Source organism: Bradyrhizobium sp. USDA 4451, from assembly GCF_054822585.1.
Map to the genome: position 1 here is coordinate 2,912,173 of NZ_JBTRCH010000001.1, position 13,774 is coordinate 2,925,946.

Consider the following 13,774-nt stretch of genomic DNA (forward strand, 5'->3'; position numbering starts at 1 on the left):
AGGTCATTCAGCGATCAGGACGAGGCCTCAGGATTTGCCGACCGCGAAATTCGTCTTCGTCGTGGATGATAATCCCTCGATGCTCCGTGGAATCGGACGGCTTCTGCGGCAGTATGGATTTGCATCCAGGCTGTTTGAGACCGGGAGCGCCTTGCTGAGGGATGGCAGCTTTGAAAGCGTGGTGTGCCTGGTCCTGGACATCAATCTCAGCGATGGTTCCGGAATCGAGTTGCGCAATCGCCTCGCGGATCTGGGCATCGACGTCCCGGTCATCTACATCACCGGAAACGACAACCCGGCGACTCGCATGGCCGCGATGGCATCGGGATGCGTGGCCTATCTGACCAAGCCGTTCACCGCCGATTCGCTGATTCAGCCGATCGAGCGGCTGTTGGAAGGCGTCGCCTAGCGATTGCGGTCCCGATTATTCATCAATGGCCTGATCGAGCGTCAGCGCCGGGACGCCCTTGCGCACGGCCGCAAAGCGGTCAAGAGGCACCGAGGTCGTCATCGTCAGAATGCTGCTATCGACAACCTCGACTGAGAGCGCTTTCCCGCCATCCATGTCCTCGAGCAGCTTGGGATCGGCGACATCTGCCGCAATGCACATGTTAGTCACGCACCAGGTATAGGGCAGGCGATGAACGGCCTTCTGGTCGACCGATAGCTTGACCCCTGCCTGCAGATACATCCCGACCGGGAGGAAGAGCTGGACGCGGTCGCTGCCGTCCTCGCGTTCGACCAGATCGACGCGAACCGCGGTCTGGCCGGTAGCGAAGGTGCCGGTGATCGTCGTTCGGCACAATGTCTTGGCGCCGGCGGCGTTGAAGCAGAGCTTTCGCCACTCGCCATACTTGATGTCCCGGACCAGCGAGCGCGCCCCCCGCGGGGCTACCTCGCCGCCGTGCTTGACCGCGGCGGGCGGTGAAGGCGCCTGTTGGCCGTGGGCCGCACTGATGCCGGCCGCGAACAGCATCAACTTGGCCAAGACTTCATATCGGACCATGGATGCTCCTCCAGCGGGGCGTGATTACCTAGCGAACGTTGCCCAGAAATCGTTCGACCAATGGCGACCAGGTGGGAATGGAATCGGGAGAACCGATGAGGAAGTGCCCTTCGTCGCCGAACGGCGGCAACAGATGGTACTCGGCACGGCCGCCAGCGGTGGTGAAGGCCTCGTGCATTCGTTTCGATAGAACCGGCCCGAAGAATGTGTCGTTCTGGATGTAGAGCCACAGCATCGGCACCCGCGAGGTGTGCCCGAACGCGCCCGTCGCTTCGACCAGTTTGTCGGGATTGCAATTGTTGTTAGGCTTGCCATCGACACGGCCGCCCCGGCCTGCCGCGAAGGTAATGATGGCCTTGACTTGGGGTGGATTGAGGCTCGACAGCGCGATCGCCGCCCAGCCGCCGGCCGATTGTCCGACCACGATGACGTCTTTCGGCACGATGCGCTGCTCGGCCGCTAAATAGTCGATGATCCAGAGATCGACCTGCGCGACGGCGAGGCCCGGATCGAGGAAATTCGGGTTAGTGCATTTGCCGATCTTGGAGAAGAACGGGCCGTAGATCCCGCGTTCGGGAATATCGATCGCTGCCGCGCCATAGCCGGTCCCGACCGGCGCTACCACGAGATAGCCGCGCCGTGCGAACCACATCGCGGCATCGCGGAATTCGACCAGCGGGAAGAAGCTGCGATCCCTGGAATTCAGCGAGACGCCATGGTTCATGATGACCAGCGGGAACGGGCCGTCGCCGACCGGACGAACCAGATAAGCGAACATCGGCAGTGGAAGCGGCAACACCCAGATCTCTTCCTGGAGGCGCTCGGATGAGCCCTTGTCGTCGACGCGCGCAGGTGAGGTCAGGCCGAGCAGTAGAAGCGCACAGATTGTGAAGGCCCGTAAGCGGTGCTGACGCATGCAACCTCATCCAACGGTCATCGAGCTGGGCACGACAGCAGCCACGTCACCGACCGCGAGGCCTTGATCTGAATCAACGCGTATCGGCTTCGTCGGCGCAACCGCATGCAGTCACTGCGGCTTCATACCGCGGGCTTGAATGTCGATCCGGGGGAAGGCGAGTGGGTGCGCTGGTTTCCGCCGGCGAACTAGCTCGCTAACCGTCGTGCATTCTGGCTTGGGCCCGATCCGGCTGCGGTTTGACTTGGATCAAAGAGGACGATGATCGCGGTTCTTACGATTGGACAGCACCTGCGCTAAGATCGGGAGACAATAATGGCAAACGAGGCGAAGCCGGCACAGCAGCGCATCGACCAGTTCTTCTCGGGACCCGGCGGGCGAGCCGACAATTGGCGCGATCTCGTCGAGGCGGCCAAGATGTGGAGCAGCGGTGGCGACCTTGCGGCATATGAGGCCGCGCTGTCGGCGCTTGCGGTGACGGAGGAATTTCACGGCTACCCGGGCTTGCGTTTGATGGCCGCGCTGAAGGAAGCCGAGGTAGCAGGCGACGCCGCTACCTCGCATATGCTCGTGGCGCGGATCGCCCAAGCGCTTCAGACCAAATCCTTCCGCCAGCACGCCAGCGACTGGAGCACGCAGGATGAGGGCAATGGCGATGTTCCCGATCTTCTCCCGCCGACTCTCGGACTATCGGCGGCGCGCCGTCCCTACTTCGAAACGTTGATCGTGACCGGTGTGCCGGCCGGAAACTGGCCGGGGCTCCTGTCGGAGTGGCGCAAGCTGCGGCGTCCGGTCGACGCCTTCATCTATGAGCCTGTCGTGGTGGGCAATCTCGAGGACGCCTTCTGTGCGGCCATGCTCAACCCCAATATTGCGGCGGTCGTGATCAACGAAGGCTTTGGACTGCGCTCGCGACACGATGCGCCTGTGCTTCGTGCCATGACTGGCGCCATGGGCCTCAACGACGAGTCGGATGCGTCCGCACTGCGGCTCGCCCATATCCTGAAGCGGGTCCGTCCCGAGCTTGACCTCTACCTCATGTCCAATCGCGACGTCGAGGAGCTGGCAGGCAATCCCGAGGCCGACGTTGTGCGCCGAGTGTTCTACTCGGTCGAGGACATTCTCGAACTGCATCTTTCAATTCTGGAAGGCGTGCAGGACCGCTTCGACACGCCGTTCTTCGACAATCTGAAAAAGTACGCGCAGCGGCCGATCGGTACCTTCCACGCGCTGCCGATCGCGCGCGGCAAGTCCGTGTTCAAGTCGGACTGGATCCGCGACATGGGGGAATTCTACGGGCTGAACCTGTTCCTAGCGGAGAGTAGCGCTACCACCGGCGGCCTCGACAGCATGCTCGAGCCGACCGGCAACATCAAGAAGGCGCAAGAGAAGGCCGCGCGTGCCCTCGGCGCCGACCGCGTCTACTTCGTAACCAACGGCACCTCGACATCGAACAAGATGGCGGTGCAGGCACTGCTCGGCCCCGGCGACATCGCGATCGTCGATCGCAACTGCCACAAGTCGCACCACTACGGCATGGTGCTGGCCGGCGCGCAGCCGCTCTATGTCGAGGCATTTCCGATGACGGAATACTCGATGTACGGCGCGGTGCCGCTGAACACGATCAAGCAGGCGCTTCTGAACGCCAAGGCCGATGGCCGCCTCGACCGGGTCAAAATGATCGACCTGACCAATTGCACGTTCGACGGTCACATCTACAACACGCGGCGGGTAATGGAGGAATGCCTCGCCATCAAGCCGGACCTGATCTTCCTGTGGGACGAGGCCTGGTTCGGCTTCGCGCGGTTCTCACCGTTCCTGCGGCGGCGAACCGCGATGGGGGCGGCAAACCAGATCGAGGCCTGGATCCGCGATCCCAAATCGGTCGCCGCCTACGAGAAGCAGCAGGCCGAGCTCGGCAAGAACCCTTCCGATGAGGTTCTGCTCAAGACCAGATTGATCCCCGATCCGCGCAAAATCCGACTGCGGGTCTATCAGACCAACTCGACGCACAAGTCGATGTCGGCGATCCGGCAGGGCTCGATGCTGGCCGTCAAGGACATCGAATTCCAAACCGTCGAGGCGCAGTTCAAGGAGGCGGTATTCACCCACGCCTCGACCAGTCCGAACCAGCAGCTGATCGCGAGCCTCGACGTCTCGCGCCGGCAGATGGAACTCGAGGGCTATGGACTGGTGGCTAATGCCATGGAGATCGCGTTCGCGATCCGCAATGCGGTCAACACCAACCCGCTGATCTCCCGGTATTTCCGCGTGCTCGGCGCCGATGCCATGGTGCCGAAGCAATATCGCCAGAGCGGGTTCACGGATTATCTGGCTGATGGCACGAACTGGGCGAGCGCGCTGAAGAGCTTGAACGACGACGAGTTCTGTCTCGATCCGACCCGCATGACGCTGGTCTGCGGCACGGCCGGGTACGACGGTACGCAGTTCAAGGGACTGCTCGCTAGCCGCTATAACATCCAGGTCAACAAAACCTCGCGCAACTCGGTCCTGATCCAGTCCAACATCAACAACACGCGGAGCGATGTCGCGCATCTCGTCCGGGTGCTGGCAGAAATTGCCGGTGAGATCGATCGCGGGCTCGCCAAGGCCGGCGCGACCGCCAGGGTCGATTTCGACATGCGTGTCAACAGCCTGATGAAGGACGTGCCCGACCTGCCGAACTTCTCGCATTTCCACGCCGCCTATCGCAGCGACGCCGGCACCAAGACAAACGAGGGCGACATCCGCGGCGGGTTCTACTCGGCCTATGACGCCGCGGGATGCGAATACATTCGCCTGAACGATCCCGAGATCGACCGGCGTCTGAAGGATGGGCCCGATCTCGTCTCGGCGAATTTTGTCATCCCCTATCCGCCTGGCTTCCCGATTATGGTGCCCGGCCAGGTGATCACACAGGAAACCATCGATTTCATGCGCAAGCTGGATGTGAAGGAGATCCATGGCTACGACGCGGCCGAGGGCTTGAAGCTCGTGACGGCCGAGGCGCTCGCCAGGAAAGGCAGGCCGAAGACGGCAGCGCCGAAGCTGAAGGCTGCTTCATAGTATTCGACACAACAGGTCCTGGAGGGAACATGAGGAAGGCGGGTTTGATCGGAGCTCTTGCTGCACTGGCGATCGGCGTGGCCGGATTCAGCGCGCCATCGTTGGCTGAAACCGGCTCGGTGGCTGTCATCTTCACCAAGGGTGGTTTCATCGTCGGCGTCGGAGGCGGCGAGGGCGTCCTAACGCTGCGCGGCAAGCATTATCCGTTCACGGTGTCGGGTATGAGCGTCGGCTTCACGATCGGTGCTTCGACCACCAAGCTTGTCGGGCGTGCCATCAACCTCAGGGGACCCGCCTCGATCGAAGGCTCCTACAGCGTCGCAGGCGCCGGCGGAGCAATTGCCGCGGGCGCCGGTGGGGTGCAACTGCAAAACGCTAACGGCGTGATCCTGCAGCTCAGCGGCCCGAAGGTCGGCGCCGAGGTCTCGGCCGCTGTGGGCGGCGTTTCCATCCGCTTGAAGTAGGTTCGAGAGACCCAGGTCGCACGCCCGCCGCGGCCTGGCCTTTCAGTAGCGCTCCTCGACGAACTTCATCCCGCGAAGACCGGCCTGATCATTGTAGCGGCCCTTGGTTGAGCGCTTGGGCAGCTTGACCTTGTCGCGCTTGATCCGTCCGTGGGGAATGTTCTTCAGCAGGAACGAGATGCAGTTCAGCCGTGCCCGCCGCTTGTCGTCGGATCGGATCACGTTCCAGGGCGCGTGCTTCGAGCTCGTGGCCTTGAACATCAGGTCGCGCGCGCGCGAGTAATCATACCAGCGCCGGTAGGATTCCGTGTCCATCGGGCTCAGTTTCCACTGCCGCATCGGATCGTCGATCCGCGCCCGAAAGCGCCGTTCCTGCTCGTCCATCCCGACTTCGAGCCACAGCTTGATCAGGATGATGCCGCCCTCGATGATGTATTGCTCCATCTGCGGACAAAGCGACAGAAACCGCTTGTGCTCCGCCGGCGTGCAGAACCCCATCACATATTCGACGCCGGCGCGGTTGTACCAGCTGCGATCGAAGATCACGATTTCCCCGCCAGCCGGAAAATGCTGCATGTAGCGCTGGATGAACAGCTGGGACTTCTCGCGATCGGACGGGGCGGGGAGGGCGACCACGCGAAACACACGCGGGCTGACCTTCTCGGTGAGGGCCTTGATCGTTCCGCCCTTGCCAGCAGCGTCGCGTCCCTCGAACAGGATGATGACCCTGAGCTTGTTCGCCTGCACCCAATCCTGGAGACGGCAGAGCTCGACCTGTAGCTTCTGCAGCTCTTCTTCATAATCCTTGCGCTTCATCTTCTCGGCGGGTTTGTCTTTCGCCATGGATACCCCGTCTATCGTTTGAGCTAGTCGCCCCAGGCAATGACGATGCCGATGTCGCCAGGCATGCCGCCGGGGTAATCGACGACCTGGTAGCGGATGCGGTAGCCGCGCGGCTGCAGGTAGTCCGCCCAGAGCTGATATATCTCCCTGGGTATACCTGTCAGCGTCTTCTCCCAGCCGGCCTCCATCTGATTGATGGCCCGCCCCTTGTCGGTGCACAGCGAGTTCGGGAAACGATAGACCTGAACTTCGCTCAGGCCGTTGCGCACCGCGCGCTGAATCACCGTCGACGCCAGCTTGACCTTCTCGTCCTCGGTGAGCCCGGAGGGCTTGCTCAGCCGCTCGATCAAGGCGAGTTTCTCGGCTTCGATGGCGGCCGCACGCTTCGCATGCTCCTCGGCCTTTTCGGCTTCCTTGGACGCGGCCTGCTTCTGGATTTCGTGCGCGTTCGGGATCAGGTCATCGATCTTGTCTCGCATGGCTGGGGACTCCTAAGGCCCGATCTTCCACCTTGCGCTTCAAAAGGTAGGGACCAGCCAACCGCCATCCTTGATCCAGATCAAATCGGGGCGATAGGAGGGCACCCAATGTCGCTCGAGGGTCGCGGCGATTTGATCGCCGCAGAGAGGCTTGGCTTGAGCGAACAGATGCATCCGCTGGCTCCGCACCATCTGCCGTTCTTCATTCCCGGCGCCGACGGCTCGGACACCCTGACGGTCGTGATGGGCATTTTCCTTGTCGGCACGGTCCTATGGGTTGGCACCCTCTACTGGAAGCTGCACAGTTTGCCGGAGCGCATGGCGCACAAGTCCCAGAAGCTTCAGTTCGAGATCGTCGGCGTTCTCGGCCTGATTTCGCTTTTCACCCATATGCATATCTTCTGGGTCGCCGGCCTGCTGCTGGCGCTCATCGACCTGCCGGATTTCGGCACGCCGATCCGCAGCATAGCCGACTCCGTCGAGCGCATCGCCGACGCCGCACCGGGCACGCCCGCTGCCGAATCCGAGGCCGAGGTACCCGGCGGCAGCTCCGACGTCCAGGCCGCGGCGAAGCAGGAGGTGCTCAACCATGCTTGAGCTCATGATCTGCTCGCTGGTGACGATCCTGCCGGATTACCTCTACCGTCGCTATCGGCAGGGCAAGCGGTTCGGCAAGGAGATCACGTTCTTCTCCGTCTGGTACGAACTGAGGTGGGGTATCACCGGCTGCCTCATGCTCACGATCTCCCTGATCACGATGATCTTCTACTTCCATCCCTCGACCACCAACGCAGCGATCTATTTCAGGACCGTGCCGATCTTGCCTGAGGGTTCCGGCCGTGTCGTCGAAGTCAACGTCGACTTCACCGCGGCGGTGAAGAAGGGAGACGTTCTGTTCCGGCTCGATAGTTCGAGGCAAGAGGCTGCACTCGAGACCGCCAAGCGAAAGATCGCCGAGGTGGATGCGTCGTTGATCGCGGCGCAGGCTGACGTCGTGAAGGCGGACGCTCAGGTCGGCGAGGCGAAAGCCTCCCTGCAGCAGGCCAAGGACGAGCTGGACGTGAAGAGCGATTTGCAGCGCCGCAATCCCGGCATCGTGCCGCAACGTGACATCGAGAAGCTGCAGGTTCTGGTTGACCAGCGGCAAGCCGGCGTCGATGCCGCCAGCGCGGCCAAGGAGGCGGCGACGTTGCGCGTCTCCACACTGCTGCCGGCCGAGAAGGCGAGCGCCGAGGCCGCGCGCGCACAGGCGCAGGTCGATCTCGACAAGACCTTCGTCCGTGCCGGCGTTGACGGCCGCGTTGAGCAATTCCTCGTTCGTCCCGGAGATCTCGTCGCCCAGATCATGCGGCCGGCCGGAGTCATGATACCCGAGGAAGCAGGCCGCAACAGGCTGCAGGCGGGGTTCGGGCAGATCGAGGCCCAGGTGATGAAACCCGGTATGGTCGCGGAAGCCACTTGCATGTCGAAGCCCTGGGTTATCATTCCGCTGGTCGTCACCAGCGTGCAGGATTTCATCGCCACGGGCCAGTTTCGGGCCAGCGAGCTGTTGATTGACCCTAAGAACCTGGACCAGCCGGGTTCGATCCTCGTGTTCCTCGAGCCGCTCTACAAGAACGGCCTCGACGGCGTGACGCCGGGCAGCACTTGCATCGTCAATGCCTACACGAGCAACCACGACCAGATTGCCGATCCGAAAATCGGCGCGTTGAAGGGCTTCGCCCTGCACGCCGTCGATGCGACAGCCCTCGTTCATGCATTGCTTCTTCGGATCCAGGCTCTGCTGCTGCCGATCAAGACGCTAGTGCTCAGTGGTCACTGACGGGCGAGAACAGGGAGACGCCGGATGAAGCCGGGCCGCAAGCTTCGCGCAATCGTGGCGACGGGCATGACCTTCGCACTGCCAGATCACGCGCTGGCGTTCGATCTTACAGGGGCCTGGGCGACGAGTGGGGCCCAATGCGGGAAGGTGTTCGTCCGCAAGGGCAGGGCGAACCAGCTGACCTTCTCGAACTTTTCGGGCGTGTATGGCGGAGGATTCATCGCCGAGGCTGATCGCCTCAGGGGCAAGTTCGAGAACTGCAAGATCAAATCGCGCAAGGACGACGGCCAGAATATCAACATCATCGTCGGCTGCGCGTCTGGAATCATGGTATCGAATGTGCAGTTCTTCCTGAAGGCTGTCGACGACGATACGATCACGCGCCAGTTCCCGGGCATCGAGGGGATGGAGGTCAACTATCACCGGTGCAAGTTCTAGAGACGTGACACCGCACCGGCTCAGGTCTGTAAGACCATTGTTGGCTGACGCCGAACCGATGGGGTGACGCGACATGGATCCGAGCAGGTTGCCGAGGTCATTGCGCATCGCCCTTGTAGTTGGGCTTGTCCTTTTGGCAGCAGGCGCCGGCCTACTGGGCTATCGCTGGTATAAGCAGCCGACCACCCTGACGATCGCGGTGGGGTCGCTGGATGGCGAAGCGGGCAGGCTGTTGTCGGCGATCGCTGCAAAATTCGCACAGTCGAAAGCGCCTGTTCGACTCAGCCTGGTCCAGACCCCGGGACCGCTCGAGACCGCCACAGCCTTCGCGTCCGGAAAGGTCGACCTCGCAGTCGTCCGTGGCGATGTCGGTGATCTCTCGCAGGCCCAGGCCGTCATCGTGTTGACGCACGCCACCGTGCTGATGGTCGCGCCGCCCGGCGCGTCGATGTCCGATGTGGCGGAGCTTAAGCGCACCACGATCGGCGTGATCGGGGCCGAGGCCAATCAGAAGCTGATCAAGGTGCTGACCGATGAGTACGACCTGACGCGCGCGGGCGTGACGTTCAAGCCGCTGGCCCCCGCGGACGCGCGCCGGGCGCTCGAGACCAAGGAGGTGCGGGCGATCCTGCTCGTGATGCCTTTGACCGAGAAATACCTCGCGCTGCTGCGCAATTTCTTCCCGCACACCGGGAAAGCCGGCCCGGTCATGATCGCGATCGAGTCCGCGGGTGCGATCGCCGAAAAGGAGCGCGCTTATGAGAGCTTCGATGTACCGAAGGGAACCCTGCGCGGCTCGCCGCCGATTCCTGCTGACGATCTGACAACACTACGGACGTCGTTCTATCTGGTGGCGCAGAAGAAGCTCGGTAACGACGTGATCGGCGACCTCACGCAGTCGATCATGAATGCGCGGCGGGACTTGCTTGCCGAACTGCCGGCGCTTTCCCAAATCGCCACGCCCGATACCGACGCGGGTGCGTACATCCCCGTGCATCCCGGGGCGGCCGCGGTCTACGAGGGGACCAGGGAGAGTTTTCTCGACCAATGGGGCAACGCGATCTTCCTGGCGCCGATGATCGCAGGCGCCCTTGCGTCTGTGCTCGCGGCGGCGTGGAAATTTCTCCACTCGAGCGAGACACCGAGCCGGAAGGAGGCGCTCGACACACTTTATGCATTGGCGGCCCGGATTCGGGTCGCCGGGCAGGAAGCGGAACTGACAGAGATCGAGCGCGAAATCGACCAGGTATTGCGGACGCAGCGCGAGGAGCCGGTCGCTGACGACAACGCCGAGCGCGCAGTGACGGCGGTCAACGTTGCCGCTCACCGGCTCGAGAACCTGATCCACGATCGCCGCATCCACCTCGCGTCGCAGCAGCCGGGCCAGATCGGAAGCTGAGCGGACGACATTTTCCTTGATCTCGATCAAAGAGGGCGCATGGCCGTGGCCGATGGTGTCGACCGTTGGTGTCGATGGAGGTCGCGATGGTCCGTTGGGGCAAGACTTTGATCGCGGTTGTGCTGGTCTCGATGACGTCAGTCGCCGCATTCGCGGAGACGGCTGACAAACCGACCGCCCAAACCAGTCAGCCCGTTCAGGCCAACCAGCCGGCCGCGGCGGCACAACCGGCCGACCAGCTGTTGAAGCCTGAACAGCTGGAAGCGCTGGTCGCACCCATCGCGCTCTATCCGGACTCGCTGCTGGCCAATGTGCTCGCGGCATCGACCTATCCGCTCGAGGTGGTGCAGGCCGATCGCTGGCTGAAGGAGCGCAAGAGCCTGAAAGGAGACGCGCTGAAGACCGAGGTCGACAAGCAGGCCTGGGACGACAGCGTCAAGGCACTCGCAAGCACCGCCGACGTGCTCGCGATGATGAGTGACAAGATCGATTGGACCAAGAATCTCGGCGATGCCGTGCTGGCCCAGCAGGCCGACGTCATGGATGCGATCCAGCGGCTGCGCAGCAAGGCGCAGGCCAACAACAAGCTGGTGACGACCAAGCAGCAGAAGGTCAGCGTCCAGACCCAGGAGAACAAGCAGGTCATCGTCATCGAGCAGACCGATCCGAACACGATCTACGTACCCTATTACGATCCGGCCACGGTCTATGGCACGTGGCCCTATGCGGCTTACCCGCCGTACTATTTCGGTTATCCGTCCTATATCGGCGCGGGAGTCGTCGCGGCAGGCCTCGCTTTCGGCGCCGGCTGGGCGATCGGACGCTGGGGCAATTACTGGGGCGGCGGCTGCAACTGGGGCAATCGCAACGTCTATGTCAATCACCGGACCACCAACATCGCGAATGGCTGGCAGCACAATCCGTCGCATCGCCAGGGCGTCCGCTACAACAACAGCAGCGTGCAGCAGCGCTTCGGCGGCAACAACAACCGGGCCGGCGTCAGCGACCGGATGAATTATCGTGGCCGCGACGGTCAGCAGGTCCTCAATCCGGGCGGCGATCGTCGGGATGCAGATCGCGGAGGTGACCGGGCGGGAGACCGCGGTGGCGATCGCGGCGGAGACCGTGCGGGGGATCGCGCCGGAGATCGTGGAGGCGACCGCGGCGATCGGGCTGGAGATCGTGCCAAGGGTGGTGATCGTGCCGGTGCAGGCGATCGTGCCAAGGGCGGTGACCGCGCGGGTGCGGGCAATAGGGGCGGCGGCGATCGCGCAAAGGCCGCCAACCGCGGCAGTGCTGGTAACCGCGCAGCCGCGGCGAATCGTGGCGGAGGCGGCAATCGCGGCGGCGCCATGAACGTATCGTCTGGACGGGCAGCTGCGGCGGCATCGGCGCGCGGGCGATCGAGTATGGCCAGCATGCCGCGCGGCGGCGGCGCAAGTTTCGCCGGCCGTGGTGGCGGTGGTTTCGGCGGCGGAGGTGGCGGTGGTTTCCGCGGCGGTGGCGGAGGTGGTGGTTTCCGTGGCGGCGGCGGTGGTCGACGTTCCGACATCGCGCTCAAGCACGACATCGAACTGCTTGGGTATCTCGCCAACGGCCTCGGCTACTACCGCTTCAGCTATCTCGGCAGCAGCAAGGTCTATGTCGGCGTGATGGCGCAGGAGGTCGCTCAGGTCATGCCGGCGGCGGTGGCGCGCGACGCCGACGGCTATCTCAGGGTCTTTTACGACAAGCTCGGGATCAAGTTCCGCAGCTATCACGACTGGCTCGCCGCCGGCGGGAAGATTCCATCCTCGTCGGAGGCATCACGATGACAAGCTCTTCGCGATTGAACCATATTGCTTCCATCAGCATGGCCGCAGCAACGGCGCTCGCCGTGCTGCTGTCTCCGGCTCGTGCCTCAGCAGGGCTTCCCCAACCCTGAAGACGCAGCGTCTGCCCTGGCAACCGCTGTCAAGGTCGGCACGAGCCGGGCCATGCTGAAAGTATTGGGCCGCGATGCTACCGACATCATCGAGTCCGGCGACGATGTTGCAGACGCCAATGCACGGGCGAGCTTTCTTTCAGCCTACGACGCCAGGCATTCGATCAAGGCCGACGGCAACAAGAAGGCTATCCTGATTCTGGGCACGGACGATTTCCCGTTCCCGATCCCACTCGTCAACAACGCCGACGGCTGGAGTTTCGACGCCGATGCAGGTCGGCGCGAAATCCTCTACCGCAGGATTGGCCGCAACGAGCTGGCCGCCATCCAGACCTGTCTTGCCTATGTCGACGCGCAGAACGAATACGCCGAGAAGGATCGCGGCGACGGCGTCGGCGCCTATGCCCAGCGCATCGTCAGCAGGCCGGGTAAGACGGACGGATTGTTCTGGCGTGACGACAAGGACCCGAGCCCGCTCGGTGCGTTGGCGGCCCAGGCCGCGGCGGAAGGATACAAGGTCGGTGAGCAGGCCGAGCCATACCACGGATACTACTATCGCATCCTGAAGGCGCAGGGCTCCGACGCCCCGGGCGGTGCGCTGAACTATGTTGTCAAGGGCAAGATGATCGGCGGCTTTGCCCTGGTGGCCTGGCCTGCCGAATACGGCAATTCCGGCGTTATGACCTTCCTGGTCAATCACGCAGGCACGGTCTACCAGAAGGATCTCGGCTCACGCACCGACTTCCTCGCCAAGCGCATGATCGTGTTCGATCCGGATCACACCTGGAAGAAAGTTGAGCCGACAAATCCTTGAGCAAAGAGGGAGCCGCAGCGATGCATGGCATGATCCGTTCCGCCATATTGACGCTTGTTGCAATGGTTCTGCTGACCGCGCCATGCATGGCCCAGGCGACCGGCCACGTTCAGGTCAAATTCGTGAAGGCGGCTCTCGTCGTGGGTGGCGGCGGAGGGACCGGCACGCTCACTTACCGCGGGCGGCACTATCGGTTCACCGCGTCCGGCTTCAGCCTCGGCGCAAGCGCGGGCACCTCCGTGAGCTGGCTGGAAGGGACCGCCTCCGGCATCAAGGACGTCCACGATTTCGCCGGCAGTTACACGCTGGTCGGAGGAGGCGGCGCATGGGGGGCCGGCGCAGGAGGGGTGTCGCTGCGCAATGAAAATGGCGTGGTTCTCATGCTCAAAGGGCCGAAAGCAGGACTGGAGTTCGCCGCCAATGTTGGTGGCCTCACGATTACGCTGCGGTGAGCCGCAGCCGGCTCTCATCGGCATCGTGCAAACAAGATGCTGACGCAGCCGAAAACTCCGGTGCTCGTCTGTCCGTGCCGCTCGACAAAGCGTTCGCTTGCGGAATTTCCAAGTATCGGGCGCCTTGACCAGGATCAAGGCACCACCGGGG

General features: G+C 62.9%; 13 protein-coding genes and 1 pseudogene. 10 read left to right on the top strand and 4 right to left on the bottom strand.

Going from position 1 to position 13,774, the window contains the following annotated elements; all coding sequences use genetic code 11:
- Positions 1-34 precede the first annotated feature (34 nt).
- Positions 35-409 (top strand): response regulator transcription factor, encoded by a 375-nt coding sequence (locus ACVMB0_RS13470; protein WP_456750364.1) that lies wholly within the window; start codon positions 35-37, stop codon positions 407-409.
- Positions 410-424: 15 nt separating this feature from the next.
- On the opposite strand, the gene ACVMB0_RS13475 is transcribed toward ACVMB0_RS13470, so the two are convergent.
- Both ACVMB0_RS13475 and ACVMB0_RS13480 read right to left on the bottom strand, forming a co-directional pair.
- Complete coding sequence (locus ACVMB0_RS13475; protein WP_456750363.1) at positions 425-1,006, bottom strand: invasion associated locus B family protein; 582 nt, start codon at positions 1,004-1,006, stop codon at positions 425-427.
- Positions 1,007-1,034: 28 nt separating this feature from the next.
- On the bottom strand, positions 1,035-1,922 hold the full coding sequence (locus ACVMB0_RS13480) for an alpha/beta hydrolase family protein (RefSeq protein WP_461346562.1): 888 nt from the start codon (positions 1,920-1,922) through the stop codon (positions 1,035-1,037).
- 315 nt (positions 1,923-2,237) lie between these two features.
- Between ACVMB0_RS13480 and ACVMB0_RS13485 the strand changes: the two genes are divergently transcribed.
- Both ACVMB0_RS13485 and ACVMB0_RS13490 read left to right on the top strand, forming a co-directional pair.
- Positions 2,238-4,988: a decarboxylase gene (locus ACVMB0_RS13485; protein ID WP_461346563.1), complete on the top strand. Its 2,751-nt coding sequence runs from the start codon at positions 2,238-2,240 to the stop codon at positions 4,986-4,988.
- A gap of 29 nt (positions 4,989-5,017) precedes the next feature.
- Positions 5,018-5,452, top strand: a complete 435-nt coding sequence (locus ACVMB0_RS13490) for a hypothetical protein (RefSeq protein WP_456750360.1) — start codon at positions 5,018-5,020, stop codon at positions 5,450-5,452.
- Between the two features lie 42 nt (positions 5,453-5,494).
- Here ACVMB0_RS13490 and ppk2 read toward each other — a convergent pair whose 3' ends face one another.
- Both ppk2 and ACVMB0_RS13500 read right to left on the bottom strand, forming a co-directional pair.
- Entirely contained in the window at positions 5,495-6,295 is an 801-nt protein-coding gene (gene ppk2, locus ACVMB0_RS13495; protein ID WP_461346564.1) for a polyphosphate kinase 2, read from the bottom strand.
- A gap of 23 nt (positions 6,296-6,318) precedes the next feature.
- Positions 6,319-6,774 carry a hypothetical protein gene (locus ACVMB0_RS13500; protein WP_461346565.1) on the bottom strand — a complete coding sequence of 152 codons (456 nt, stop codon included), beginning with the start codon at positions 6,772-6,774 and terminating at the stop codon, positions 6,319-6,321.
- A 156-nt stretch (positions 6,775-6,930) separates the two neighbouring features.
- On the opposite strand from ACVMB0_RS13500, the gene ACVMB0_RS13505 reads away from it, so the two are divergent.
- The 7 genes and pseudogenes from ACVMB0_RS13505 to ACVMB0_RS13535 all read left to right on the top strand — a co-directional run bounded on the left by ACVMB0_RS13505 (position 6,931) and on the right by ACVMB0_RS13535 (position 13,623).
- A complete protein-coding gene (locus ACVMB0_RS13505) occupies positions 6,931-7,371 on the top strand; it encodes a hypothetical protein (RefSeq protein WP_461349646.1) in 441 nt (146 codons plus the stop codon).
- Complete coding sequence (locus ACVMB0_RS13510; protein WP_461346566.1) at positions 7,364-8,596, top strand: HlyD family secretion protein; 1,233 nt, start codon at positions 7,364-7,366, stop codon at positions 8,594-8,596. The genes ACVMB0_RS13505 and ACVMB0_RS13510 overlap by 8 nt, the downstream gene beginning before the upstream one ends.
- Before the next feature lie 24 nt (positions 8,597-8,620).
- Positions 8,621-9,034, top strand: coding sequence for a hypothetical protein (locus ACVMB0_RS13515; protein WP_461346567.1), 414 nt, complete (start codon positions 8,621-8,623; stop codon positions 9,032-9,034).
- Positions 9,035-9,107: 73 nt separating this feature from the next.
- On the top strand, positions 9,108-10,433 hold the full coding sequence (locus ACVMB0_RS13520; protein ID WP_461346568.1) for a TAXI family TRAP transporter solute-binding subunit: 1,326 nt from the start codon (positions 9,108-9,110) through the stop codon (positions 10,431-10,433).
- 86 nt (positions 10,434-10,519) lie between these two features.
- A complete protein-coding gene (locus tag ACVMB0_RS13525) occupies positions 10,520-12,247 on the top strand; it encodes a DUF3300 domain-containing protein (protein WP_461346569.1) in 1,728 nt (575 codons plus the stop codon).
- Positions 12,248-12,285: 38 nt separating this feature from the next.
- Positions 12,286-13,171 (top strand): annotated as a pseudogene (locus ACVMB0_RS13530) (DUF2950 domain-containing protein).
- A 20-nt stretch (positions 13,172-13,191) separates the two neighbouring features.
- Entirely contained in the window at positions 13,192-13,623 is a 432-nt protein-coding gene (locus ACVMB0_RS13535; protein ID WP_461346570.1) for a hypothetical protein, read from the top strand.
- Positions 13,624-13,774 lie beyond the last annotated feature (151 nt).

Bases quoted from the DNA above. Each gene is read 5' to 3' on its own strand.
- ACVMB0_RS13475 (WP_456750363.1), bottom strand. From the start codon at position 1,006: ATGGTCCGATATGAAGTCTTGGCCAAGTTGATGCTGTTCGCGGCCGGC.
- ACVMB0_RS13480 (WP_461346562.1), bottom strand. From the start codon at position 1,922: ATGCGTCAGCACCGCTTACGGGCCTTCACAATCTGTGCGCTTCTACTG.
- ACVMB0_RS13485 (WP_461346563.1), top strand. From the start codon at position 2,238: ATGGCAAACGAGGCGAAGCCGGCACAGCAGCGCATCGACCAGTTCTTC.
- ACVMB0_RS13490 (WP_456750360.1), top strand. From the start codon at position 5,018: ATGAGGAAGGCGGGTTTGATCGGAGCTCTTGCTGCACTGGCGATCGGC.
- ppk2 (WP_461346564.1), bottom strand. From the start codon at position 6,295: ATGGCGAAAGACAAACCCGCCGAGAAGATGAAGCGCAAGGATTATGAA.
- ACVMB0_RS13500 (WP_461346565.1), bottom strand. From the start codon at position 6,774: ATGCGAGACAAGATCGATGACCTGATCCCGAACGCGCACGAAATCCAG.
- ACVMB0_RS13510 (WP_461346566.1), top strand. From the start codon at position 7,364: ATGCTTGAGCTCATGATCTGCTCGCTGGTGACGATCCTGCCGGATTAC.
- ACVMB0_RS13515 (WP_461346567.1), top strand. From the start codon at position 8,621: ATGAAGCCGGGCCGCAAGCTTCGCGCAATCGTGGCGACGGGCATGACC.
- ACVMB0_RS13520 (WP_461346568.1), top strand. From the start codon at position 9,108: ATGGATCCGAGCAGGTTGCCGAGGTCATTGCGCATCGCCCTTGTAGTT.
- ACVMB0_RS13525 (WP_461346569.1), top strand. From the start codon at position 10,520: ATGGTCCGTTGGGGCAAGACTTTGATCGCGGTTGTGCTGGTCTCGATG.
- ACVMB0_RS13535 (WP_461346570.1), top strand. From the start codon at position 13,192: ATGCATGGCATGATCCGTTCCGCCATATTGACGCTTGTTGCAATGGTT.